The organism is Micromonospora sp. DT15 (genome assembly GCF_049841475.1).
GTDB lineage: Bacteria > Actinomycetota > Actinomycetes > Mycobacteriales > Micromonosporaceae > Micromonospora.
The window spans coordinates 270,513-295,063 of record NZ_JBNCKJ010000003.1 but is presented as its reverse complement, the minus strand read 5'-3'; the positions used below and the strand labels follow the sequence as shown (position 1 = coordinate 295,063).

The window sequence follows — 24,551 nt, the reverse complement described above, 5'->3', positions numbered from 1 at the left end:
CACCAGGCATTCGACTGCCCGAAGGCGATACGTCAGCGAGTCGTAAGATCCGTTGCCGTGTAAGCGATTCGTAAGGACGAACCACGGTCCCGACGACCGGTGGCGGGCCTAGCGTCGCCGGTATGCACACAACGATCGACGTGGTGCTGCCGTGTCTGGACGAGGCGGCCGCACTGCCTGCCGTACTGGGCGGGCTACCGCCCGGCTACCACGCCATCGTGGTCGACAACGGCTCCACCGACGGTTCACCGGTCGTCGCGGCCGAGCATGGGGCCCGGGTCGTCCACGAGCCTCGACGCGGGTACGGAGCGGCAGTGCACGCCGGCCTGCTGGCCGCGGCGGCGGATCTGGTCTGCGTGCTCGACGCGGACGGCTCGTTCGACCCGGCCGAGTTGCCCAGGCTCGTCTCGGCGGTGCACGACGGACGGGCCGATCTCGCCGTCGGGCGGCGTCGGCCGGTCTCGGCGGATGCCTGGCCATGGCATGCCCGAGCCGGGAACGCTGTGGTTGCCGCCCTGCTGCGGCGTCGCGGCGTGCCGGTGTACGACATCAGCCCGATCCGGGTGGCCCGCCGGGCGGCGCTGCTGGGCCTCGGTGTCGACGACCGCGCGTTCGGCTACCCCCTGGAGTTGCTGTTGCGCGCGGCCGGAGCGGGCTGGCGGATCCTCGAACTGGACGTCGCGTACGCGCCCCGCGCCGCCGGCACCAGGTCGAAGGTCTCCGGGTCGGTCCGGGGCACGCTGCGGGCGACCCGGGACTTCGCCGGAGTGCTGCGCACCGGTGGTGGCCGGTGAACGTCCTGCTCCTGGTCGCGAAGGCACCGGTCCCCGGGCAGGCCAAGACGCGCCTCTGCCCGCCCGCCGATCCCACCCAGGCGGCGCGGATCGCTGCGGCGTCGTTGTTGGACACCCTCGCGGCGGTGCGCGCCACCGCCTCGACCATTCCCGTGTTGGCACACACCGGTCGGTTCGCCGATGCCGAGTACAGCGCGGAGCTGACCGCCGCGTTGGCGGGTTGGCACCTGCTTCCGCAACGCGGCGACACGTTCGCCGACCGCCTCGCGAACGCCCACGCCGACACCGCTGCGGCATTTCCCGGCCGACCGGTGCTGCAGATCGGCATGGACACCCCGCAGATCGGGCCGGCCCTGCTCAGCGCCGCGCTGGACCGGCTCGCCGAACACGAGGCGGTGTTCGGGCCGGCGCTGGACGGCGGCTGGTGGGCGCTCGGGTTACGCGATTCGAGGTACGCGAGCGCGTTACGCGAGGTACCCATGTCGACCGACGACACCGGGCGCCGCACCCTCGCCGCGCTGCGCGGGCACGGCGTACGACCGGCGATCCTGCCCGTGCAGCGGGATGTCGACGACTGGTCGACGGCGTTGGCAGTCGCGGCCGACCTACCCGGCACCCGGTTCGCGGATGCCGTCGCGTCGGTGGGCGGCCATCTGCTGAGCGGACACCCCCGGTGAGGTCAACTGTCAGTCTCGACGGTTTCGCCGTGGTGCTGGGCAGACTCGGCGGGTGGTCCGCCGATCATGACGCCCACGGCACGCCGGTCGACCCGAAGCCTGCTACCCAACCCGACCATTGGCTGGTGCACACCGACGGGCGACGTGACCTGTTGCCGGTACGGCGATGGCACGGGCCGCCCGAGCCGGCCATCGAGTCCGTCGCCGCACGCTGCACCGGGCCCACGATCGACCTCGGCTGCGGCCCCGGGCGGGTGACGATGGCGCTCGCGCGCCGCGGCCTCGTCGCACTGGGGGTGGACATCTCCGCCGAGGCGGTACGTCTGACCCAGGGCCGAGGGGTGGTCGCCCTGCGACGCGACGTCTTCGAACCCCTTCCCGGGGAGGGGAGGTGGGCGCACGCCCTGCTCATCGACGGCAACATCGGCATCGGTGGCGACCCGGTCCGCTTGCTGCGCCGGTGCGGCACCCTGATCGCGGCCGACGGAACGCTGGTGGTCGAGGTGGAACCCCCGGGGGCCGGGCTGTGGCAGGGGCAGGCGTACGTCATGTCCGGAGCGTCCGGGGATCGGGAGCCGCGCGGACCGGTGTTCCGCTGGGCGCGGGTCGGGTCGGAGGCGGTGACCCGGGCCGCCGCGGCTGCCGGCCTGCGAGTCGTCGACCGTTTCCGGTTCGGTCCACGCTGGTTCGCCGAGTTGGCGCGCTCATGATCCGCCGGCCACGCGTCCCCGTACCCGAGGACTTCACAGCGCCCTCGCACTCACCGCTGGTCGCCGCGCGGCTCGGTCTCTGGCTCGGGGTGGCGTTCGGGCTGTGTTTCGGCACCGGGCTGCTGAGTCACTACATCCAGCACCCGCCAGGCTGGTTCACCTGGCCGACCCGCCCGGTCAACCTGTACCGGGTCACCCAGGGCGTTCACGTGCTCTCCGGTGTCGCCGCGATCCCGTTGCTGCTGGCCAAGCTGTGGAGCGTCTACCCCCGGCTGTTCGTCCGCCCGCCCCTACGTCGGCCGATCCGGTTGTCCGCCCACACCCTCGAACGGATCTCCGTCCTGGTGCTGGTCTGCGCCGCGTTCTTCGAACTGGTCACGGGCCTGTTCAACGTCGCCCAGTCGTACCCGTGGGGGTTCTTCTTCCCGACGGCCCACTACGCGGTCGCCTGGCTGGTGGCGGGAGCGATGCTGCTGCACGTCGCGGTGAAGCTCCCGATCGCTCGCGCGGCGCTGGGCACCCCACTGCGACCCAGCAGAGCGGGGCGGGCTGCGAAACTGGTGGCTGACGACCGGGACTCGTCCGAGCGACGCGCGTTCCTGCGTACCTCGGCGGGCGTCGCCGGCATCGCCGTGCTGGCCACCGCCGGGGTCACCGTGCCGTGGCTACGTCGGGTGTCGCCGCTGGCGTGGCGTTCCGCGTCCGGGCCACAGGGCGTACCGATCAACCGTACGGCGGCTGCCGCGCACATCGCCGTTCCCCCGGACTGGCGGCTGGAGATCGTCTGGCCGGGCGGGCGGGGCAGCCTGTCCCTGGCCGACCTGGCGGCCCTGCCGCAAGTGACGGCGGAACTGCCGATCGCCTGTGTCGAGGGCTGGAGCGCGTCGGCCCACTGGACCGGCGTGCCCGTCGTCGAGTTGCTGCGCCGGGCCGGCGCACCGACCGGCCGACCGGTTCGGGTCAGCTCACTGGAAACCGACGGTCTGTACGCGGCCAGCACACTCCCTGCGGCCCATGCCCGCGACCCGCTGACCCTGCTCGCTCTGCGGATCAACGGCGAGCAGCTGTCTCCCGACCACGGTTACCCCTGCCGACTCATCGCGCCGAGCCGGCCGGGCGTTCTGCAGACCAAGTGGGTGGCAAGGCTGGAGGTGTTGCGGTGAGAACCGTCCGGCTGCTCCTGTTCGCGGCTGGTGCCGCGGCCACCGCGTACGGCGGTTGGTTGCTCCTCCCCCAGCTCGACACCGCCCTGCCGTGGCTGATCGGCGGCCCGGTGCTGCACGACGTCCTGGTGGCGCCGCTGGTCGGGCTGGTCGGACTGGCGCTGGGCCGACTGGTGAGGAACCGGTTGCGCCTGGCCTGGATCGCCGCAGGTGTGCTGGCCAGCGCCACGTTGCTGCTGATCGCTGTGCCCCTGCTGTGGCGACCACCTTCGGCGCCGCCGAACCCGGGCCTCCCGGACCGCGACTACCCGCTGGGGCTCGCCGTCGGGCTGGCTGTGCTCTGGGCCGCGATCGTGGTCGTCCTGGTCGTCGCCACCACTGTCGACAGACGTGTCGCGGGCCGACGAGCCGAGCGTCGCTGAGTCGGCCCCAGCCGTTCTTCACTGTTCGTCCAGGAGGGGTACACATGTCAGCAGGAGACCTCAGCACGACCGGTCGCCCGCCGATCGGCGTGGTCGGCGGATCCGGGTTCTACGAGTTCCTCGACGACGTCGCCGAGGTCACCGTCGACACACCGTACGGGCCCCCGAGCGACGCGCTGTCCGTCGGGAGTGTCGCCGAGCGGCCGGTGGTGTTCCTGCCCCGCCACGGACGCCGGCACACCCTCCCCCCGCACCGCATCAACTACCGGGCCAACCTGTGGGCGCTGCGCGCACTCGGCGTCCGCCAGGTGCTCGCACCGGGCGCTGTGGGCGGCCTGCGACCGGATCTGGGCCCGGGGACCCTCGTCGTACCGGACCAACTGGTCGACCGGACCAGCGGCCGGGAGCAGACCTACTACGACGGACAGCCGCGCGCGGACGGGAAGCCCTCCCCGGTCGTTCACGTTCCCTTCGCCGACCCCTACTGCCCGGTCGGACGAGCCACCGTCCTCGACGCCGCCCGAACCGCTGGTTGGCAGCCGGTCGACGGTGGAACGATGGTCGTCATCGAGGGGCCCCGATTCTCCACCCGCGCCGAATCGCTGTGGTACGGCCGGCAGGGCTGGTCGGTCGTCGGCATGACCGGTCACCCGGAAGCGGTGTTGGCCCGCGAACTGGCACTGTGTTACACCGCGCTGTCCCTGGTGACCGACCTCGACTCGGGCGTGGAGGTCGGTCAGGGCGTGACTCAGCAGGAGGTGTTCACGGTCTTCGCCCGGAACATCGAGCGCCTGCGCCTCCTGCTCGGCGACGCGGTGCAGACGTTGCCGGAGGACCAGTGCGCCTGCCGGTGCGGACAGGCGCTGGCAGATACGCAGAAGTGACCGTCGTAAGAGTTCCGAAATGGTTCGCGAACAGTTCGACGGCGGCTGCGGCCGTACGCTGCGGTGATGGGAAAACGGATGTTCCGGTCGCCGGTGGTCCGAGCCGGTCTCGCCTGCGCTGTCGTCGTGTCGATGCTGGCCCTGTACTGGTTCCAGCCGTGGAAGCTCTTCACCGACACCTACGTCGACGAGGCCGTTCCCCGCGTCGCGACGACATCTGTCAGCCCGGCCCCGGCGGCGTCGGCAGCCACCCCAACCCCGGCGGCCTCGGCAGCCGCCCCGGCGGCGAACGAGATCCTGACCGCCGGCGAGTTCGTCACCCATGAGCACCGAACGACCGGCAGTGCCGAGATTCACCGACTCGCCGACGGGCGCCACCAGCTGGTCATCCGCGATTTGGACACGTCGAACGGCCCGGACCTGCGGGTGTGGCTGACCGACCAACCGGTCATCCGGGGCACGGCCGGCTGGCGGGTGTTCGACGACGGCGAATGGGTCGAGCTGGCCAAGCTCAAGGGCAACAAGGGCAACCAGGTGTACGAGCTACCGGCGTCGGTGGATCCAGGTGACTTCCGGAGCGTCTCCATCTGGTGCAAGCGGTTCGCGGTCTCCTTCGGCGCGGCCGATCTCACGAGCGCCTGACCGACAGGACCGGCCCGCAACCTGCCGGACACGGCATTGACATCTTTCACTGCGCGATCTAGCGTCGGAACGAATCGATTCGACGCCGAGCCAGGTGCTCCGGCACCGTCGGTCGAACGGTCTCGTGATGTTTGGGCGCACGAGGTGACCACTGTCGAATCGATTGTCGAGTGGTCCCGCGCGGGCGGCGAGACCAGCGGCGGAAACCTGCGTCGATGAGCCGGTCGGCCGTGGACCCCTTTCAACCAGTTCGTGCCGAATGGCGGGAGCCCCTTCATGACAAGACGTAGACCCATCCTTGGATTGCTCGCGACGGCGGCGGCCGTCGTCGTGACCGTGAGCGCAGGGGCACTGGCCGGTGGTCTGAGCACCACCGCGTCGGCCGCGGACATCGGAGCGGCCGCAGCGACCGCCGGGTGCGGCAAGGCGCCCACGTTGACCAGCGGCCAGCGGTCCATTCAGAGCAACGGCCAGAACCGCAGCTTCATCCTGCGGATCCCCGACAACTACGACAGGAACCACCCCTACCGGTTGATCTTCGGGTTCCACTGGAACGGCGGCACCGCGAACGACGTCGACGGCGGCGGGTCCGACGGGGCGGCCTGGTCCTACTACGGGCTGCGGCAGCAGGCGAACAACAGCACGATCTTCGTCGCACCCCAGGGCAACGGGAACGGCTGGGCCAACCCCGGCGGCCAGGACGTCACCTTCGTCGACAACATGATCAGCCTGATCGAGGCCGATCTGTGTGTCGAGACCACCCAGCGCTTCGCGCTCGGTTTCAGCTACGGCGGGGGCATGAGCTACTCGCTGGCCTGTTCCCGGCCGGGTGTCTTCCGCGCTGTCGCGGTCTACTCCGGTGGGCAGCTCAGCGGGTGCAGCGGCGGCACCCAGCCGGTCGCGTACATGGGAATCCACGGCATCGGGGACTCGGTGCTCAACATCTCCGCCGGACGGTCCCTGCGTGACACGTTCGTCCGGAACAACGGGTGCACCGCCCAGAGCCCACCCGAACCGAGGGCGGGCAGTCTGACCCACATCACCACCACCTACTCCGGCTGCCGGTCCGGCTATCCGGTGGTCTGGGCAGCCTTCGACGGCGGGCACACCCCCGGCCCGGTGGACGGCGGCGGAGACAGCGGCGCCAGGACCTGGACCAAGGGCGAGGTGTGGAGGTTCTTCACCCAGTTCGGTGGCACCGATCCCACGTCGCCGCCGACCACCCCGCCGCCGACCACCCCGCCGCCGAGCGACACGTCGGCCCTGCGCAGCACGTCCTCCGGACGGTGCCTCGACGTCAACGGCGCCTCGCAGACCAATGGCGCGGCGGCGATCATCTGGGACTGCCACGGTCAGAGCAACCAGAGCTGGACCTCGACAGCCGCCCAGGAGCTGCGCGTCTTTGGCGGCAAGTGCCTCGACGTCAACGGCGCCAGCACCGCGAACGGCAGCTCGGTGATCATTTGGGACTGCAACGGCCAGTCCAATCAGAAGTGGCGGTTCAACGCCGACGGCTCGATCACCGGAGTTGGTTCGGGTCGCTGCCTGAACCTGGTCGGCAACGGCACGGCCAACGGCACGCGCGTGCAGATCTCCGACTGCACCGGCGCGGCCAACCAACGCTGGAGCCGGAGTTGAGCCCGACGAGGTTCCCGCAGAGGGGACCGGTCCAACGGATGTTCAACCACTCGCAAGGAGGCGCAACCGTGCCGCTTCGCAAACTCTCCGGCCCCTGGCTGGGGGCAGCCATGGCGGTCATGGTTCTGATCGCCGTCGGAATGTACGTTGTCACGACCGTCGCACCGGCGGCGGCGGCCACCACTGCCGGCTGCGGCAAAGCGCCCGGGTTGAACAGCGGCACCCACACCATCCAGAGCGGTGGGAAGAGCCGTAGTTTCATCCTTCGACTGCCGGACAGCTACAACAACACCTACGCCCACCGGCTGGCCTTCGGGTTCCACTGGCTGGGCGGCACCGCCAGTCAGGTCGCGTCGGGCGGAAGCGACGGTGCGGCGTGGGCCTACTACGGCATGCAGTCGCAGGCGAACAACAGCACCATCTTCGTCGCCCCGCAGGGCCTCAACAACGGCTGGGGCAACTCCAACGGTGAAGACGTCACCTTCACCGACGACATGATCCGCATGATCGACAACGCTCTCTGCGTCGACACCACACAACGCTTCTCGGTCGGGTTCAGCTACGGCGGCGCGATGAGCTACTCGTTGGCGTGTTCCCGACCGACGGTGTTCCGCGCGGTCGCGGCAATCGCGGCCCCGGGGGCGATCAGCGGTTGCAGCGGCGGCACCGGACCGGTCGCGTACCTGGGGATCCACGGCATCAACGACAACATCCCCAGCGGACGCTCGCTGCGCGACAGGTTCGTCCGCAACAACGGATGCGCCGCACAGAGCCCGCCCGAGCCGAGGGCTGGCAGCCTGACCCACATCACCACCGCGTACTCCTGCCAGGCCGGATACCCGGTGCTCTGGGCCGCCTTCGACGGCGGCCACCAGCAGGGCCCGGTGGACGGCTGCGCCGGCTGTGAGAGCGGCGCGCGGAGCTGGGTCAAGCAGGAGGTCTGGAACTTCTTCGCCCAGTTCGGGTCCACAGTGCCCCCCACCACTCCCCCGCCGTCGACCCCACCGGCCGGCCAGCAGAACGTGCTGATCGCCAGCAGCCCGGCCAACCGCTGCATCGACATTCCCAACTCGAGCACGACGAACGGTGCTCGTCCGCAACTGTGGGACTGTCACGGTGGCACCAACCAGCGTTGGACCTACACCGCCAACCGCACGCTGACCGTGTACGGCAACAAGTGCCTGGACGCCAGCGGAGCGGGCAGCAGCAACGGCACCGCGGTCATCATCTGGGACTGCAACGGCCAAGCCAACCAACAGTGGAACCTGAACTCCAACGGCACCATCACCGGCGCCCAGTCGGGGCTGTGCCTCGATGCCGTCGCATCCGGCACGGCCAACGGGACGCAACTTCACCTCTGGGCCTGTCACGGCGGCGCCAACCAGCAGTGGAGCAGGCGCAACTAGCACCGCGCGCCACGTCGGAGTACGCGCCGCCCGGGTCCTGTCCCGGGCGGCGCGTACTCCGTCAGTCGGTGGCCGGGGCCGAGACGGAGACGTGCGCGGTGACGATCCGCCAGCCGACGGGCAGGCGTACCCAGGTCTGGGTCTGCCGCCCGGTCGTGGCGGTGCCGTCGTACCCGAACCGGGTTGTCACGACCGCCAGGTCCGGGCCGAACGTGGTGATGATGGGGTCGACCAGCCGGCGACCGGCCGGCAACGGTGGCTGCGCCACGCGCCACTTGCGCTGCTCGTCAAGCCCGTACTGATGGTCGGCGAGGCCGAACCGTACGGTCCGCTCGGAGTCCCAGAAGTACCCGCAGATCAGGTCGGCGTCGCCAGCCGCCAGCGCCTGTTCGTAGGCGGTGAAGGCCGCCGCCACCTCGGCGGCCACGTCCGTCCGGTCGATCTCCATGCGGTACGTCCCTTCGATCCGTTCGGTCAGGAACTTCCCGGGCCGGTCGGGAGACGTGACGCCCCCGACCGGGCCGGCTCACCCGCTCACTGCCGACGTCCGCTGCTCCTCCGCTGACCAATCGGTGACCGGCCCGGCCCGACCCGGTTCCACGTCCGGCTCGACCTCCTCCGGGCCGGGATCGCGGGGCGTGGGGCGGCCCAGCGCGAAGACCACACAGATCACCGCGACGAAGAGGTAGCCGAGCGCCACCTGACCGTTGGCGTTCCACTCGATCCGTTCGCCGTGGATCAACCCGATGAACGACAACAGCGCACCGGAGCCGGCGAAGATCGCGGCCCGAACGAACCGCTTGTCGATGATGAAGACCACCACCGCGCCGAGCACCAGGCCGGCGAGGATCGCACCCTGACCCAGCACCAGAAGCCCGTCGTAGATCACGCCAGCGCCGTTGAGCGCATCGTCGCCGACCGCCGCGGCGGTGGTGCCCGCCGCTGCCAGAGCGTTGTCGATCTGCCCGGTCGCCCAGGCGGCGATGTTCGGAATCAGCGCGGCGACCACTGCGGCGGCGTGCGCCCTGGGGGTCGCCTGGAACGCCTGCGCCCCGATCAGCAACCCGATGTAGAGCAGGATCGGCACGATCGCCGCCGTCGGGAAGATCGCGCCGAGCAGCCCGAACATGCCGAGGAAGCAGAGCAACGCGATCACCACACCGGTCGCCATCGAGTAACCGCTGCGTCCACCCGCGGCCTTCCAACCCGGGTGACCGACATAGACGGCCGGTGGGAACGGCGAGCCGAGCGCGGCCCCGATCACCGCACCCGCGCCATCGGCGAGCAGCACGCTGCGCAGGTTGTAGTTGTCCCCCGCGGTGGCCGCGCTCTCCACGTTCGTCATTCCCTCGGTGAAGTTGTAGACACCGAGGGGGATCGCCGTCGCCAGCAGAGGCGCCATGTCGACCAACCCGGCGAAGAGCAGGTCCAGCTTGAACGAGGGTACGGCGATCGCGATGTCCCGGGCGGCGGCCGTGACGTCCGGCACCGACATGGCACCGCCGGCCCAGCCGATCGCGGTACCGAGCAGCAGTGCGGCGAGCCCGATCGGGAAGTTGAACGGCAACTTCACGTCGGTCAACAACCCGATCAGCAGCAGCGCGAGGACCGGCAGGGCGACCCAGGCCATCCGCCACATCTGCCCGGCGGGGTTCATCGAGATGAACGTGATGGAGATTCCCGCAAGGGTGCCGAGCAGCGCGGCCCGGGGCGCGTACCGGCGGATGTAGGGCCCGACGAACGCGCCGATCAGCACGATCACGCCGATGATGAAGGCCCACGCCAGCCCGGCCTCCCAGGCCCGCACGGGGTCCTGGGTGCGCAGGTAGATGGGGAGCATGATGACGAAGATGACGATGAACATGTGCGGCACGCTCGGCCCGTACGGCAGGGCCGTCACGTCGGTGCGGTTCTCCCGTCGAGCCAGCCGGCGGGCCAGGTAGGTGTAGTAGATGTTTCCGGCGACCAGGGCGATGCCCAGTGCCGGCAGGATGGTGCCGAACACCTCCCCCTCGGGGAGGTTCACCACGGCGAGGCAGAGCCCGGTCAGGGTGAGCACGTTGACAAGGACGTTGACGCCGAATCCGAAGAACGCGTTGGTGTCGCCGCGGACCCAGTACGGCAGCGCGACGTTTGTTGGTTTGGTCGAGACCATGACTGCTCCCGGTCAGGAGGAGGGCTGCAACACGGGGGTGGCGGGTAGCGCGGCGCGTACCTGCGCCGAGTCGGCGACCCAGCCGAAGATGCCGCCCTGGGCGGCGATCATGTCGAGGCCGACCCGGTGGAATTCCGGGAAGTAGGACCCGACGCAGTCGGCGAGCACGAGGCACTCGTACCCGCGGTCGTTGGCTTCCCGGACGGTGGTGTGCACGCAGACCTCGGTGGTGACCCCGGTGACCAGGAGGCTACGGACACCCCGCTCGGCGAGCAGGACGTCCAGGTTGGTGGCGTGGAAGGCACCCTTGCCGGGCTTGTCGATGACCGGCTCGTCGGGCAGCGGCCTCAGCTCGTCGATGATGTCGTGGCCGTACTCGCCCCGGACGAGGATGCGACCCTTGGGTCCGGGATCACCGATCCGTCTGCTCGGCGCACCGCGGCTGAGCTTGGCCGGCGGACAGTCGGACAGGTCGGGCAGGTGCCCCTCGCGGGTGTGCACGACACTCAGGCCGACGGCGCGGGCGGCGGCCAGCAGCGCGGCGAGCGGTGCGATGGTGCGGCGCAACTGGCCGACGTCGTTGCCCAGGCTCTCACCGAACCCGCCGGGCTCCAGAAAGTCGCGCTGCATGTCGATGACGAGCAGCGCCGTGGTCGAGATGTCGAAGGCGTACGGGCCGGGCCGCGCCGCCGCGATGGTCACCATGGGCACCTCACTCGGCCGTGGCGGCGATGACGTCGTCGGATGTGGTGACGCAGCCGAAGACGCCGCCCTGCATGGTGACCATGTGCAGTGCCGCGTCGTGGTTGGCCTTGTCGGTGGCGCCGGTGCAGTCGGAGAGGATCAGGCACTCGTACCCCCGGTCGTTCGCCTCGCGCATCGTGGTGTGCACGCAGACGTCGGTGGTGATGCCGGTGAGGATCAGGTGGGTGATGCCCCTGCTGCGGAGCACCAGGTCGAGGTTCGTCGCGTAGAAGGCACCCTTGCCGGGCTTGTCGATGATCACTTCGCCGGCCACCGGGGCCACTTCCGGCACGATCTCCCAGCCCGGCTCGCCCCGGACCAGGATCCGGCCGGCCGGGCCGGGCGCGCCGATTTCGGCGCCGATGCGCGCCGAACGCCACAGCTTGTTCGCCGGCAGGTCGGACAACTGCGGGTCGTGTCCCTCCCGGGTGTGCACGACAAGCATCCCGAGCGATCGCGCGTGCTCGAGCAGCCGGGCAGTGGCCGGCAGGCCGGCCCGGGTGAGGCCGATGTCGTAACCCATCGCGTCGACGTAGCCGCCCGGCCCGCAGAAGTCGGTCTGCCAGTCGATGCAGAGCAGTGCGGTACGCGCGGTGTCCGCCACGCCGTCGTAGGGCCACGGGTAGGGGTTGGCCGTTACCGGCCCGATGCTGCCCATCCTCTCGCCTCCTGTCGTGATCGCTGATGCTGGCGCGTCAGCGCCGGGCGGCGGATCGCCGGTAGGCCCGCCACCCTCCGCTGGCGCTGATGTCCTCGGCCGGCGGGCCCGCCGCGTACGCTTCGCAGAGGAAACCGAGCACGTCACGTCCGTCGTGCAGCTGGACCCAACCGAGCGAGAGGGGTGCTGGCACTCCGGCCAGCAACCCACCGAGAGCCGCGCTGGGCAGCCGCCACAGCTCGACCTCGATCGGGTGACCGTTCGCCCCGTCCGGGCCGATTCGGACCAGGCCTGGCAGCCCTTCGCCATCGGGCGTGTCCATCCGGTACAGCCGGTAGAGCGGCGCGGTGCGGGCGGTACCGGCGAGGACCGCGCCGCGCCCGAGCAGCTCGCCGTTGCGGGATTCGCCGGTCAGGTGCCGGCCGACCACGGCGACAAGCAGCTCAGCCGAGCGCTGGGGAGGTGGCGGGCTCGCCTCGACCATCTGGGTCGAGGCCCCGCCCTCGGTGACCGCGGCGGCCAGCCTGGCCAGGGTGGTGTCACTGAACGCCGGGCCGACCAGGGTCAGGCTCGCCGGGCGGCCGGAGCTGGTGAACCCGTTGGGTACGGTCACCGCGGCCAGGTCGAGCAGATTCGCGAACTGGGTGTAGCGGCCGAGCATCGCGTTGCGCCCGATCGGATCCTCGGCGATCTCGTCGAGCGTGAAGGTGGTGCCGACGGTGGGCACCACCAGCACGTCGACGTCCTGCCAGAGCTGGTCGACCTGGGCTCGCAGTTCGCGCAGGCGGTGCTGACCGCGGAAAGCGTCGATAGCGTCGTAACGACGACCGGTCTCCAGTACGGCACGGGTCACCTCGAAGACCGACTCGGGGTGCGACCGCAGGAAGCCGTCCAGGGCGACGAGCCGCTCGGCCACCCAGGGCCCCCGGTAGAGCAGGTCGCCCGCCTCGAAGAAGGCACCGAGCGGCACCGACCGACGGGACCCGACGAAGGTGTGCAGCCGCTCCACCCCCGCCGCGAACCGGGCCTGCTGCCCGCTGTCGCCGAAGAACTCCAGGTCCTCCACCCGGGGCACCCCGAGGCGGAGCGTCCCCGGCAGGCGGGGAACCACCCGCTCGGCCGGGAATGGACGTCCCCAGGGGTCGGCCGAAGTGACCGCCCGGGCGGCGTGCAGCACGTCGAGGGCGCCAGCCACGTCGGGGGTGAAGACCGACACGCAGTCCAGTGAGCGGCAGGCGGGCACCACGCCGGCCGTACTGAGCAGACCCCGGGTGGGCTTGAGACCGACAATCCCGTTGAGCGCCGCCGGCACCCGACCGGAGCCGGCGGTGTCCGTACCCAGGGCGAAGCTGACCTGGCCCGCAGCTACGGCGACCGCTGAGCCGGAGCTGGAGCCCCCGGAGATGAGGCCGCCGCCGAACACGCTCTGGCAACTGCCGTACGGCGAGCGGGCGCCGGTCAGACCGGTGGCGAACTGGTCGAGGTTGGTCTTGCCGACAAGCAGCGCGCCGGCGTCGAGGAGTCGCCGCACCACTGGCGCGTCCTCGACGGCCTCGTACCCGAAGTCGGGGCAGCCCGCCGTGGTGACCATGCCGGCCACGTCGATGTTGTCCTTCACCGCGAACGGGATCCCGTACAGCGGCAGCGCGGGATCGCCGTAGCGGCTCAGCGACTGGGCGCGCTCACGCAGACGATCGGCCGGGACGGTGCTGATCCAGACCGGTCCGTCGTCGCTCCCGGCGAGCCCGTCCAGAACTCGCTCGGCCTGGTCCGCCGGGGTCAGGCTGCCCTCACGGTACGCCGACCGAAGCTCCGAAATGGACCCTACTCGCTCTGGCATACTGTCGATTGTCGACTGTTCTGTTACAGGAACCCGCGCGTCACGTAACGACACCATGACGGCGCGTGGCCCCGACTCCGCCGGGCCACGGCCGACCTCCGGCTAGCCCAGATACGAGCGAGCGCCGTGCCCGGAGAGCACTGTGAGCACCTCTTCCGGGTCTCCCCCGGCGACAGCCTCGAACAACCGCTCATGCCGGTGGACACCGTCCAGCGGCTGCGCCAGTTCCGCCTCCCGGCGCAGGTTGATCGCCATGTAGAGCTGAAGCTTCACCAGGATCGAGCCGTACACAGCGGAAAGCTGACGGTTACCGGCGAGCGCCACAAGCGCGACGTGGAACTCCCGGTGCGACTCGGCGACCGCCATCCGGTCGCCGGCCCGGGTCGCCTCCCTCAACTGGTCCAGCGTCGCCCGCAGTCCGGCGAGGTCACTCTCCCTGGCGACCGGGATCCCCGCCCGTACCGAGAAGCGTTCCAGCACGTCACGCAGCTCGTACAGCTCCCGCACGTCGCGGTCCGACAGGGTGGCGACCCGAACACCGCGCCGGGGCACGTGCTCGACCAGCCCCTGCTGGGCCAGCAGCCGCAGCGCCTCCCGCAACGGAGCCCGGCTGATCCCCAGCCGCCGGGTCAACTGCTCCTCCACCAGGCGCTCGCCCGGGTCGCTCTTGCCGCTGAGGATTTCCCGGGTCAGCCGAGAGACGGCGAGGTCCACCAGGCTGACGCTCTCCAGCTCACCATCCACCGTCGATGCGGCCACGTCGTCCACGCCGATGAGTCTGCCACCTGCCGCCGGACACTCCGGCCCCACCCGCAAACGCCTGACCACGGCGTCAGGCGACGCAGAACTCGTTGCCCTCAGGGTCGAGCATGACAACGTGCCCGAGGACATCGCCGTAGCACTCCTCGCGGACCACCGACCAGCAGGCCGGGCGGCAGCGTCGGCGTGGGTAGGACGGTGACTCAGTGGCCGCGGAACGCCTCCTCCAACCACCACGAGCCGCGCGAGGCGCTGACCTTGGCGTCGATCACCAGCGGTCGGGTACGGGGACCAGCGAGCCAGTGGCGTACCGGTTCGAGGTCGTCGACGGTCCGGACGGTCAACCCGTCGCAGCCGTAGCCACCGGCGATCGCGGCCAGGTCGGTCTCGGGGAAGGTGACCGTCTCCAACGGGTGCCCGTCCGGGCCGAAGTGGTGCACCTCCGCCCCGTACGCCGCGTCGTCGTAGATCACCACGAGCAGGGGTAGCGCCAGCCGGACGGCGGTGACCAGTTCGGTGGCGGACATGACGAAGCCACCGTCGCCGACCGCGGCGACGGTGAGCCGGTCCGGGCGGGCGACCGCCGCGCCGAGCGCGCTGGCCAGCCCGAGCCCGACCGACTGGAACGCCTGGGTGAAACAGAATCCGGCCACGTCCGGCACGTCGAGCCACATCGACGGGTAGCCCATGAAGTTGCCGGAGTCGACCACCACCGTCCGATCGGCCGGCAGCAGGTCGTCCAGGGCGGTCGAGAGCGTCCTCGGGTCGATCGTCGCCGGGGCGCCGGCCAGCGCCGGCGCACTCTCGTCCCGGTACGGGACGGTCCGCCACCGGCCGTGGTCGCGGATCCGCTGTGCCAGCTCCGGCGTACGCCACCCGCCGGTGGTCGCGCCCGCGGGCCCGGTGGGGTCGACGCTCATGCGGGCGAGCAGCGCCTCGGCGACGGTCGACACTCCGCCGGCCACCGTCAGGTCGACCGGACGGTTCACTCCGAACGCGGTCGGGTCACGGTCGACCTGGACGACGACGGCGGCGGGCGGGATCAGCTCGCCGTGCCGGGTGGTCCACATGTTCAGCGTGCTGCCCCAGGCGACGACCAGATCAGCCCCGCCGATCAGCTCGGCGGTGAGCGGGGTGGCGAAGCCGCCGGCCACGTCGAGGTTCCACGGGTTCCCGGCGAACAGCCCTTTCGCCGCGGCCGAGACCGCGAGCAACGCGCCGCACGCGTCGGCGAGCCGGATCAGCGGCTCCCGGGCCGAGCGGGCGCCCCTACCGGCGATGAACACCGGTCGGCGGGCAGCCTGGAGCGCGGCCAACAACGGCTCGACGTGCGGGGCGGTGACCGGTGTCGGCGCGACCGCCGGGACCGGGCCGGACCATGGCTCGCTCACCGCTTGCTGCACCTCCAACGGGAGGCCCAGCACCACTGTCGCGCCCCGGGCGGCGGCCCGGTAGGCCGCGCCCGCGTCCTCGGCCGCGTGCGTCGCGCGTACCCGGTGGAAGTCGGCCCCGACCGAGGCGGCGAGTGCCGGCAGGTCGATGAAGAAGTTCGACAGCGGCGCGGTCGCCTCCGGGGCCAGGACCACCATCGGGGTACGGCTCTTCGCCGCCTCGGTGAGGCCGGTCAGCGCGTTGGTGACGCCGGGGCCCTGGTGCACCGAGAGCAGCCCCACCGTCCCGGCGGTGCGGGCGTACCCGTCTGCCATGCTCGCCGCGCCGCCCTCGTGGGCCGCCGCCACGAACCGGGCGCCGGCCGCGACGAGGGCGTTCGTGACATGGAAGTTGCCACTGCCGACCACCCCGAAGACGTGCCGTGCGCCGTGTCCGTACAGGACCCGCCCGACCACCTCGGCTACCCGCATCGGTGGTCCGGCCTACCGTTCGACCAGCGCGAGGACCCGGCACGGGCTGCCCGACCCGGAGACGATGGGCAGCGGCCCGGCGATCACCACCGCGCCGGTCGCCGGCAACTGCGCCAGGTTACGGAGCTGGGTCAGGCCGTACTTGTCCTGGCCCAGCAGGAACGAGTGGCACGGGAACGGCGGGTCGAACGAGTGCGCGGCGCCCGCGTCGGTCCCGACCGTCTCCACCCCGACGCCCTGGATGGGTGACTCCTCGGCCAGCCAGCGGGCGCACTCCACGGAGATGCCCGGGGTACGCCCGGCGTTGGCGTACCGCTCCGGGTCGTCGCCGTACGCGTCCCAGCCGGTGCGGTAGAGCAGCCAGCCACCGCTGGGCAGGGCGCCATGTTCCGCCTCCCATGCCTTGACGTGCTCGACCTCGAGCAGGAAGTCGGGATTCTCGGCGGCGTCGGCGGCGTGGTCGATCACCACCGCCGGGGCGATCAACTGGCTCACCGGAACCTGCGACACGTCCACGCCCTGTTGACCGGTGACCCAGTGCACCGGGGCGTCGAAGTGGGTGCCGGTGTGCTCACCGGTGGAGAAGTTGTTCCAGTACCAGGCCGGACCCCTGTCGTCGTACCGGCTGATCTCGCTGAGCTGAAACGGCCAGGTCTGGCCGAACTGCTCGGGCAGACCCAGGATCGGGGTCTGGTCCGAGAGCGGAGCGGTGAGGTCGACAACCTGGATCCGGCCGCTGGAGAGAGCGGCGACAAACTCCTGCAGCACCGTCATGCGGCGACGGTACACCCGCTCACACTCCAGATAGGACCGGCGACCACAAGCCCGTTCCTCCCGTGTCGGACCGGGGCTGTCACTCGGCGGGCAGGTACCCCACGTCGGAGCCACGACACTGTTGATCTAGCTCCTGACGTGCCGTCGGCGTCGCGTCGACGTCTAGGCTGCTTGGGTGACCGACGCCGACCTGGTGACGAACGAGGAGCGACTGAGACGTATCGAGGCGATCACCGACGCCGCCCTGTCGGGGCTCAACATCGCCGAGTTGCTCGACGAACTCCTTGAGCGGGTCCGGGACCTGCTCAAGGTCGACACCGCCACCATTCTGCTGCTCGACGACCACACCGGCGAGCTCGTCGCGACCGCGGCCAAGGGCCTGGAGGAGGAGGTGCGCCGCGGTTTCCGCATCCGGGTCGGGCGCGGCTTCGCCGGCCGAGTGGCAGCGACACGCGCCCCGGTCACGATCGACAACGTGACGCCCGACGACGTGGTGAATCCGATCCTGCTCGCCACGGGCATACGTGCCCTGCTGGGCGTGCCCATGCTCGTCAACGGCAACCTCGTCGGCGTACTGCACGTCGGCTCTCTGGCCCTGCGGCGGTTCGGTCCCGACGACGTGCGGCTGTTGCAGCTCGTTGCCGATCGCGCCGGCCTGGCGGGGCAGGCCCGAGCACAGGTTCTCGACCGGCAGGCGGCGCTGGCCCTGCAACGCAGCCTGCTACCCGGCCGGCTGCCCGACATCCCCGGCCTGGACCTGGCCGCCCGGTACGTGCCCGGCCACGACCTCGGCATCGGCGGCGACTGGTACGACGTCTTCACGTTGCCGTCGGGCTGGCTGGGTGCCGTCATCGGTGATGTCTCCGGCCACGGGCTGCCGTCCGCCGTCGTCATGGGACGCATCCGCAGCGCGCTACGCGCCTACGCTCTCGATTCCGACGATCCCGCCACCGCGCTGACCTCTCTCGACCGCAAGATCCACCACTTCGAGGCCGGCAGCCTCACCACCGCCGTCTACGCCCTGATCGCACCCGACCGCACGACTGTGCACCTCTCCTCCGCAGGCCATCTGCCACCGCTGCTGGCCGTCCCCGGCCACCCCACCCGGCCTGTCAACCTGACGGTGGACCGCCCACTCGGTGTGGGTCGACCATCAGTCGATCGCCGCACCACCGTTCTGGACCTACCGCCGGGCGCGTCACTCGTCCTCTACACCGACGGACTGGTCGAACGCCGCAGCGAAGTGATCGACACCGGCATCGAGCGTCTCGTCGGCGCCGTGCAGTCGGGGCCAGCCGAGGCGTTGTGCGACCACATCATGGTCACCACCGCGGAGGAGCGTCCGAACGACGACATCGCTCTGCTGGTCATCCGCCGTCTGAGCCACTGAACGTCATCGCCTCGCCCCACCAGTTCGTCGGCACCGACCTGGTCACCGCCTTACACGGCGTCACCGCGTCGTTGCGACGCGGTCGAGGGCACCTTGGCGTCGTTCCTGACCCGCCACCCTGACAATCCGATCACCGAAACCGGTGTCCTGAGCGAGTTCACGCACCACGGGCTCTCGTCCCGGCTGAGCGGCAAGCGGGTCGACCGCGTCCACCATCCGCTCGACCCGGTCCTCGTCGCCGCGCCCTGGGTGCTGGCCGCGGGGGTCGCCTACCTGGCCCTCCGCCGGGTCGCCGGCCGCGCAAGGAACTAAGCCGGCCTCTGCGGTGGAGCCGCGCCGAGACACTCTCCCTGGCGGCACCGAACATCGAACGCCCCACTTCAACCCACCTGCGCGCCACTAGTGGAGGTGGGGGTGTCGCGCGACGCGGACGGCAACCCGGCCAGGGTCAGCAGGGAGTCAGCTGCCAAGTCACCTTCGTCACGTTGACCGGTATATACAGGTTTCCCCCGGTCCCGCCGGCAGGAGCGCAGTTCTTGAAGGGAATCGACGAGCCGAAACTGAACCCGGATATCACGGCGTCGCGGCCCGTGCCGTTATAGAAGTTGAACCCCTGGATGCTGCCGGTCCACTCGCTGTTGGTCGTCAGAGACGGCGTCTCCACGGGACCCTGCGGCGGGTGATTCCAGTTGGGCCAGATGCAGAGCATGCCCTGCGGGCAGTTCCCGGACCCCCAGCTTTGTATCGACACTCCGGGTGCTGCCGCCGAGGCGGCGGGGGCCGTGGCGAGCACGCCTGCGACGGACGCGGCGATGGCGATGGATTTCAACAGCACGGTTCACCTGGTTTCATAGATACCGGTAGATGCGGAATTTAAACTACCGGCGGAAAATTGACAGGTCAACCACCTGACACGACGTAGTCCGGGCGGGACGCTGCATGTCCTCGATCTCGGCCGCTGGCTGTGCCGTCAGACCAGTCGGCGGCGGACCCACCAGAGGGAGAACAGGGACAGCGCGACGGTCAGCGCGAACAGCGCGCCGAACTCCCGCCATTGCAGGTCCCAGAACTTCGAGCCGGGCACGTAGCTCACCTTCAGGCTGAGGTTCTGCTTCCCCAGCCAACTCTGGCACGCCTCGCGCCCACCGGACGCCCTCGGCCCGCACTGGGTCATATCGGCCGGACCAGTGAACTCCGCTCCGGTCGAGGTGATCGTGGTGCTCGACACGATCCAGTCACCCCTGCGGTCGGGCTCGACATGGACCGTCATCCGCCCTGTGTCAGGGCTCATCGAGATCCCGTAATCACCGTCGAACTGCAGGGGGCTGACCGTGGTGATCGGTTGAGCCAGCCAGGGGCGCACCACGAACGGCGCGGCGATCTGCAGGCTGACCACCACCAGCAGGGTCACCGCCATCGCGGCGAGAGTCCGCCGCAGCAGCAGCCCGGTGGCGACACCCACCACGAAGGCCAGCGTGGCATAGCCGATCGGCACAATCCCCCGGGCCGCGAACACCAGCGGGTTCATGCGGTCCGCCGAGGCCCCGTCGATCGGCTGCGCCCACTCGGTCAGCACCAGGCTGAGCAGGCCGGCACCGAGCGCGGCGGCACCGCAGCCGGCCGCCAGTTTGACCAGCAGCCAGCGGCCGCGGCTGACGGACTGGCTGAAGACCATGCGGTACGTGCCGGACTCCAACTCCCGGGCCACCAGCGGTGCGCCCCAGAAGATGCCCACCAGGGCGGGCAGCAGGTACAGGGCCCCGATGGCGGCGATGTGGAACTCACTGGCCCAACCCCGTTGCAACGCCTGCAGGAACGCCTCGCCGGCGGCACGACAGGCGTCGCCCTGGCAGCCGGTGTATCCGGTCTGCGTGGCCAGCTCCGTGACCTCGGACCAGGTCAGCGCCAGACCGCCCAGGAGCACCAGCAACAGGGTGCCGGTGGCCAGGGCCGGGGTGCGGAACTGCCGCCACGTCATCCAGATCATCGCTGTCCCTCCAGAACCCGGTCCGGCCCCTCGCCGGTGGCACCGCTCATGTACGCCAGCACGATGTCCTCCAGGTCCAGCCGGTCGACCTGCCAGGACGGGTCGACGATCGGCGCGGTGCTGCGCACCACCAGGGTCGACTGCACCTCGGTGTGACTCTGCTCGACCACAGCTCGCCCGGCGCCCAGCTCGGCGGTGTCGCGCCGCCGTCCGACCAGACGGTGGTGGGTGGCGAGCAGGTCGTCCACGTCGCCGGCCACCCGCACCCGGGAGGCGACCAGCACGATCAGGTGGTCGCAGACCCGTTCCAGGTCGGCGACCAGATGGGAGGACATCACGATGCTCATGCCCTGCTCTGCGGTCAGCTCCATCAACCCCTGCAGGAAACTGCGCCGGGCGAGCGGGTCGAGTGCCGCCACCGGCTCGTCGAGCAGCAGCAGGCTGGGGCGCTTCGCCGCGGCGATGGTCAGGGCCAGTTGGGCGCGCTGGCCACCGGAGAGCTTGCCCGCCTTCTGTGCCGGGTCCAGGCCGACCTGGGGCGATGCGCCGCTCGGCGAGGGCAGCGTCCCAGGACGGGTTGAGGTGCGCTCCCATCCGCAGGTGGTCGGCGACGGTCAGGCCGGCGTAGACCGGGGTGTCCTGCGCCACGAACCCGACCCGCGGCGACCCGCTGACCGGCCGCGCGCCGAGCACCTCGATCCGCCCCGCGGTCGGATCGAGCAGCCCACAGGCCAGTTGCAGCAGCGTGGACTTACCGGCGCCGTTCGGCCCGACCAGGCCCACGACGTGGCCGGCCGGAATGTCCAGAGTGCAGTCCTTCAGTGCGGAGCGCCGCCCGTACCGCTTGGTCAGACCGTCCGCCAACAGGGCACTAGTCATCCTCGGACCTCCGAAAATGCCCGAAAGCTGCTGAGGAAGAGCGCCTCGATGCTCTCGTCGTCCAGGCCCGCCTCCCGTGCCTCGGTCAGCCAGCGGGCCAGGCCCTGCCGCAGCGGCTCGTGCTTGCTCAGCGAGTCGCCGCCGAGCGTGCGGGTGACGAACGTGCCCAGCCCGGGCCGAGCGGTGACCAAGCCCTCGTACTCCAACTCGCGGTACGCCTTGGACACCGTGTTCGGGTTGATGGCGACCCGGGCCACCACCTCCTTCACTGTGGGCAGCTTGTCGCCTTCGTTCAGGACTCCGAGCCGGAGCGCGTGCCGTACCTGTCGGATGAGCTGCATGTACGGCGCGACCCCGGACCGCGCGTCCAGGTGAAACTCGATCACCTCGCCACCCCATTTCACTAGTTGCCTAGCACAATAGGGTCATGGCAGGCCTGTCCGCCAGTAGATGACGCTTCTCGCACCACGGATCCCGAGGCGACCACCCGCCCAGTCACGGGCGCGGCGTGGGCCGGTCAGTCCTGGAGGCCGCCCTAGTGGCTCTCTTCGTCGAGCAGTGGTTCAAGTTGGCGAAGCAGGGTCGCCCGGTTGACGTTGGGGGGCAGCTCGATCCGCAGGCTGATGTTCGCCCCCTCGACCGTCAACACCGCCGGCTTCTGGTGGTTGCGCAGGCGCCAACTGCGTATCGCGGCAACCAACGACTCCGCCTGTGGCTGCAGCGTGGCAAGGGTGGCGAGATTCGCCAACACCGCGATCCCCTCGATCGCCACGGTGATCGCACCGCTGTCGCGAACACCCTCGTAGGGCAGATCGAGTTCCTCGATCACTTCAGCAGGTAGCAGTAGCTTGACGCTGGTCACGTCTTCCCTCTCACGAGTGAGGCGATCCGCTCCTGCACGGCTGGGTCCAACTCGCGCAGCGTGGCCGAGGCGACCCCGCCGCTGAAGTAGCCCTGCACGTGATGGATCCCCAGCCGGAAGATCTCGTAGAGACTGACCGGGGCGTCATCGTCGAAGCCCTCGACGATGACCGTCCTCGGCTGCCCGGTCTGCCCCTGGTCGCTGGCGTAGCGAGCGACGCGCGCCACGAGTGCGAGTTCCTCCAACGCCATAGGGTGGTGCAGGATCGCCCGGTCGACCTTGATCTGGGTGAGCGGAAGCTCGGCCATACGCGCCAGCGATGCGTACCCCACTCCGAAGTCGTCGACTGCGAAGCTGATCCGGAGTTCTCGCGCGAGTGTGGTCAGCCGGTTGTGGAAGTAGACCAAGGGCTCCTGCGGCCATCGCTCGCCCGGCTCCGGTGTGATCGGATCCTGCTCGGAGATCTCCAACGTCAAGGTTCGCGGATGCAACCCTGCCTCGGCGAGCGCTTTGCTCACCTGGTTGAGGTACGCGTCGCTGAGCAGCGAGCGGACCGCCACGTTGACCGACAACGGCTTGGTGCCCTGCCATCCTGACGCCGCGTCGGCCTCGGCATAGGAGTGGATCGCCTTGGCCGCGAGGATCGCGTCACGCTCGACGACGAAACGGTCACCCCAGTCGTGGGCCATGCGCAATGCGGACAAGGGAGCGCGCCGCTCGCGGTCGTTGCGGCGGGCCAGGGCCTCGAAACTCTGCACGCTGACCCCGGTGGCGCGTTGGTCCAGCTCGACGACCGGCTGAAACACCATGATCATCGAATCGATCAGCTGTTGGTAGAGGCCGAAGGCATCCTCATACAGCTTGAGTGGAAGTCGACCGAAGGAGGTACGCAGGGCGGTCAGGACGGTCATCTCCGACTGCAACGGATCGGCCACCGGATCGGACTCCCAGACCGCACGGAGCATGACGGCCAGCGGTTCGCCCATGTCCAGCTGGGTGAGTGCCGGATCGACCACGGCAAGGTTGAGGGTGCGGTCGCTGGCGAACGCGAGAGGCACGCAGAGCATCCGGCGACCGACCCCGTGCGAGACGACAAACCCTGGCGTCGCCCTCGGATGCTTCACCCTGTCGACGGCAGCGGTCTCCAGCATCGGCGACAGGCTGTCCTTGTCGAACCGCGCCGTCCGGTCCACCACGGCGAAGCTGTTGCCCGTGAACTCGACGACCGCGACCGATTCCGCGTCGAGTGCCTGCCGGATGAGTTCGACACGTCCGTCGCGTTCGCTCTGCTGAGACTGGTGCGGGGAACGGACGTCCGCACGGAAGATCCGGTCCAGCAACTGCCGGATCGAGCTCGTCTGGTCTTCGAGCGGGTTGAGGCAGGGGCGCGAGACGCCCGGGTTCGCCGGGCTGTTGAGCGCTTGGCGGTCGTGGCGGGACATCGGCGGTTGGGTCAGCACCGTGGTCGCCCCGTAGACGTGCGCCGAGTGCACCGGCGGTGGATCCATGCCCTGCTCGGCGACGAACGTCGCCATCTGCGCGAACGACACCCGTCCGGCCTCGTCACCCGCCCCGCCGCGCAGCGCCCGCAAGACATGGTGCGTCAAGGTCCCGTGGCGATGCTCGGCGCTCTCCCGGGTCACCGATCCGCTGGGGCAGGCGAGCAGCGCGTTGTGCCGTGGTCGGTCCACCGCCTCCGCGTACGACTGCAGAACCTTGATGTTGCGTCGGTCGGCATCGGCGTACACGCCTGCCTGGCAGCAGTCGAGCACCAGGAACGAGGCACCGGCGAAGGCATCGAAGATGTCCCGTTTCAGAAAGGACATCCGTAACCCGTTGTCGGGTTCGCGGGCAAGCGTTTCCGGGTCAAGGTCGGCCGTGACCAGATAGGCGTCGAGCTGATCACTCCATTGCGGAACGAGGGTATGGCCGGCGAAGTAGACGAACAGAACGTCCGACGGCGCCGAGCGGAGGGCCACGTCACGCAGGAACAGCTTGATCTCGCGCCAGGTGGCGTCGCGACCGACGAACATCTGTACCGCACCGTCGTCGAAGGTGCCGATGTCCTGGTCCAACAACACATCCCGCAGGGCCAGAGCATCGCTTTCGGCGTATCGAAGCGGTGGCAGTTGGACGTCGCGGCCGCACTGGTCGACCCCGATCAGGACTGCCCAACGTCTGCTCGACGCCATCAACCCCCCAGGGCGCTCGCTGCGGTGACAGTGTGAGTTCAGTTCGGTGCCGCGAGTGACACTATCGGCATCGCGGTACAGACGGCGCCCTGAGCAATCAGTCAGATTGTTGT

General features: G+C 70.1%; 24 protein-coding genes and 1 pseudogene. 11 read left to right on the top strand and 14 right to left on the bottom strand.

Going from position 1 to position 24,551, the window contains the following annotated elements; all coding sequences use genetic code 11:
- Positions 1–122: 122 nt before the first annotated feature.
- The 9 genes from ACLQ3F_RS08900 to ACLQ3F_RS08860 all read left to right on the top strand — a co-directional run bounded on the left by ACLQ3F_RS08900 (position 123) and on the right by ACLQ3F_RS08860 (position 8,336).
- Positions 123–794 (top strand): glycosyltransferase family 2 protein, encoded by a 672-nt coding sequence (locus ACLQ3F_RS08900; RefSeq protein ID WP_425847720.1) that lies wholly within the window; start codon positions 123–125, stop codon positions 792–794.
- Positions 791–1,471, top strand: coding sequence for a TIGR04282 family arsenosugar biosynthesis glycosyltransferase (locus tag ACLQ3F_RS08895; protein ID WP_425847717.1), 681 nt, complete (start codon positions 791–793; stop codon positions 1,469–1,471). Before ACLQ3F_RS08900 ends, ACLQ3F_RS08895 begins: the two co-directional genes overlap by 4 nt.
- Complete coding sequence (locus ACLQ3F_RS08890; protein WP_425847714.1) at positions 1,468–2,181, top strand: class I SAM-dependent methyltransferase; 714 nt, start codon at positions 1,468–1,470, stop codon at positions 2,179–2,181. Before ACLQ3F_RS08895 ends, ACLQ3F_RS08890 begins: the two co-directional genes overlap by 4 nt.
- Complete coding sequence (locus ACLQ3F_RS08885) at positions 2,178–3,344, top strand: molybdopterin-dependent oxidoreductase (protein WP_425847711.1); 1,167 nt, start codon at positions 2,178–2,180, stop codon at positions 3,342–3,344. The genes ACLQ3F_RS08890 and ACLQ3F_RS08885 overlap by 4 nt, the downstream gene beginning before the upstream one ends.
- Positions 3,341–3,766 carry a hypothetical protein gene (locus ACLQ3F_RS08880; protein ID WP_425847709.1) on the top strand — a complete coding sequence of 142 codons (426 nt, stop codon included), beginning with the start codon at positions 3,341–3,343 and terminating at the stop codon, positions 3,764–3,766. Before ACLQ3F_RS08885 ends, ACLQ3F_RS08880 begins: the two co-directional genes overlap by 4 nt.
- A 44-nt stretch (positions 3,767–3,810) precedes the next feature.
- Positions 3,811–4,650 (top strand): S-methyl-5'-thioadenosine phosphorylase, encoded by an 840-nt coding sequence (locus tag ACLQ3F_RS08875; RefSeq protein WP_425847708.1) that lies wholly within the window; start codon positions 3,811–3,813, stop codon positions 4,648–4,650.
- A 66-nt stretch (positions 4,651–4,716) separates the two neighbouring features.
- Entirely contained in the window at positions 4,717–5,292 is a 576-nt protein-coding gene (locus tag ACLQ3F_RS08870; RefSeq protein WP_425847707.1) for a DM13 domain-containing protein, read from the top strand.
- Positions 5,293–5,568: 276 nt separating this feature from the next.
- Positions 5,569–6,930 (top strand): ricin-type beta-trefoil lectin domain protein, encoded by a 1,362-nt coding sequence (locus ACLQ3F_RS08865; RefSeq protein ID WP_387350295.1) that lies wholly within the window; start codon positions 5,569–5,571, stop codon positions 6,928–6,930.
- A gap of 68 nt (positions 6,931–6,998) precedes the next feature.
- Positions 6,999–8,336: a ricin-type beta-trefoil lectin domain protein gene (locus ACLQ3F_RS08860; protein ID WP_357197287.1), complete on the top strand. Its 1,338-nt coding sequence runs from the start codon at positions 6,999–7,001 to the stop codon at positions 8,334–8,336.
- Positions 8,337–8,397: 61 nt separating this feature from the next.
- On the opposite strand, the gene ACLQ3F_RS08855 is transcribed toward ACLQ3F_RS08860, so the two are convergent.
- The 8 genes from ACLQ3F_RS08855 to ACLQ3F_RS08820 all read right to left on the bottom strand — a co-directional run bounded on the left by ACLQ3F_RS08855 (position 8,398) and on the right by ACLQ3F_RS08820 (position 17,128).
- Positions 8,398–8,784, bottom strand: coding sequence for an AtzH-like domain-containing protein (locus ACLQ3F_RS08855; RefSeq protein ID WP_425847703.1), 387 nt, complete (start codon positions 8,782–8,784; stop codon positions 8,398–8,400).
- 78 nt (positions 8,785–8,862) lie between these two features.
- Complete coding sequence (locus tag ACLQ3F_RS08850; protein ID WP_425847701.1) at positions 8,863–10,491, bottom strand: regulator; 1,629 nt, start codon at positions 10,489–10,491, stop codon at positions 8,863–8,865.
- 12 nt (positions 10,492–10,503) lie between these two features.
- On the bottom strand, positions 10,504–11,196 hold the full coding sequence (locus ACLQ3F_RS08845) for a cysteine hydrolase family protein (RefSeq protein ID WP_425847700.1): 693 nt from the start codon (positions 11,194–11,196) through the stop codon (positions 10,504–10,506).
- A gap of 7 nt (positions 11,197–11,203) precedes the next feature.
- The gene (locus tag ACLQ3F_RS08840) at positions 11,204–11,893 is read right to left on the bottom strand and encodes a biuret amidohydrolase (protein ID WP_357197275.1); all 690 of its coding nucleotides are present in this window, start codon (positions 11,891–11,893) and stop codon (positions 11,204–11,206) included.
- Between the two features lie 37 nt (positions 11,894–11,930).
- Positions 11,931–13,733 (bottom strand): allophanate hydrolase, encoded by a 1,803-nt coding sequence (atzF, locus tag ACLQ3F_RS08835; RefSeq protein WP_425847697.1) that lies wholly within the window; start codon positions 13,731–13,733, stop codon positions 11,931–11,933.
- Between the two features lie 102 nt (positions 13,734–13,835).
- Positions 13,836–14,501, bottom strand: a complete 666-nt coding sequence (locus ACLQ3F_RS08830; protein ID WP_124853711.1) for a GntR family transcriptional regulator — start codon at positions 14,499–14,501, stop codon at positions 13,836–13,838.
- Positions 14,502–14,695: 194 nt separating this feature from the next.
- Entirely contained in the window at positions 14,696–16,354 is a 1,659-nt protein-coding gene (locus ACLQ3F_RS08825) for a thiamine pyrophosphate-binding protein (protein WP_425847696.1), read from the bottom strand.
- 12 nt (positions 16,355–16,366) lie between these two features.
- Entirely contained in the window at positions 16,367–17,128 is a 762-nt protein-coding gene (locus tag ACLQ3F_RS08820; RefSeq protein ID WP_425847694.1) for a cyclase family protein, read from the bottom strand.
- A gap of 175 nt (positions 17,129–17,303) precedes the next feature.
- Between ACLQ3F_RS08820 and ACLQ3F_RS08815 the strand changes: the two genes are divergently transcribed.
- Positions 17,304–18,518 (top strand): PP2C family protein-serine/threonine phosphatase, encoded by a 1,215-nt coding sequence (locus ACLQ3F_RS08815; RefSeq protein WP_425847692.1) that lies wholly within the window; start codon positions 17,304–17,306, stop codon positions 18,516–18,518.
- 93 nt (positions 18,519–18,611) lie between these two features.
- Positions 18,612–18,830, top strand: coding sequence for a hypothetical protein (locus ACLQ3F_RS08810; protein ID WP_425847689.1), 219 nt, complete (start codon positions 18,612–18,614; stop codon positions 18,828–18,830).
- A gap of 136 nt (positions 18,831–18,966) precedes the next feature.
- On the opposite strand, the gene ACLQ3F_RS08805 is transcribed toward ACLQ3F_RS08810, so the two are convergent.
- The 6 genes and pseudogenes from ACLQ3F_RS08805 to ACLQ3F_RS08780 form a co-directional block, all read right to left on the bottom strand.
- Positions 18,967–19,353, bottom strand: coding sequence for a hypothetical protein (locus ACLQ3F_RS08805; RefSeq protein ID WP_425847688.1), 387 nt, complete (start codon positions 19,351–19,353; stop codon positions 18,967–18,969).
- Positions 19,354–19,488: 135 nt separating this feature from the next.
- On the bottom strand, positions 19,489–20,505 hold the full coding sequence (locus ACLQ3F_RS08800) for an ABC transporter permease subunit (protein ID WP_425847685.1): 1,017 nt from the start codon (positions 20,503–20,505) through the stop codon (positions 19,489–19,491).
- Positions 20,502–21,384 (bottom strand): annotated as a pseudogene (locus tag ACLQ3F_RS08795) (ABC transporter ATP-binding protein). The gene ACLQ3F_RS08800 and the pseudogene ACLQ3F_RS08795 overlap by 4 nt, the downstream one beginning before the upstream one ends.
- Complete coding sequence (locus ACLQ3F_RS08790; RefSeq protein ID WP_425847684.1) at positions 21,381–21,770, bottom strand: GntR family transcriptional regulator; 390 nt, start codon at positions 21,768–21,770, stop codon at positions 21,381–21,383. The pseudogene ACLQ3F_RS08795 and the gene ACLQ3F_RS08790 overlap by 4 nt, the downstream one beginning before the upstream one ends.
- Positions 21,771–21,919: 149 nt before the next feature.
- On the bottom strand, positions 21,920–22,246 hold the full coding sequence (locus tag ACLQ3F_RS08785; protein ID WP_425847682.1) for a hypothetical protein: 327 nt from the start codon (positions 22,244–22,246) through the stop codon (positions 21,920–21,922).
- A complete protein-coding gene (locus tag ACLQ3F_RS08780) occupies positions 22,243–24,438 on the bottom strand; it encodes an EAL domain-containing protein (RefSeq protein WP_425847681.1) in 2,196 nt (731 codons plus the stop codon). The genes ACLQ3F_RS08785 and ACLQ3F_RS08780 overlap by 4 nt, the downstream gene beginning before the upstream one ends.
- Between the last annotated feature and the right edge of the window lie 113 nt (positions 24,439–24,551).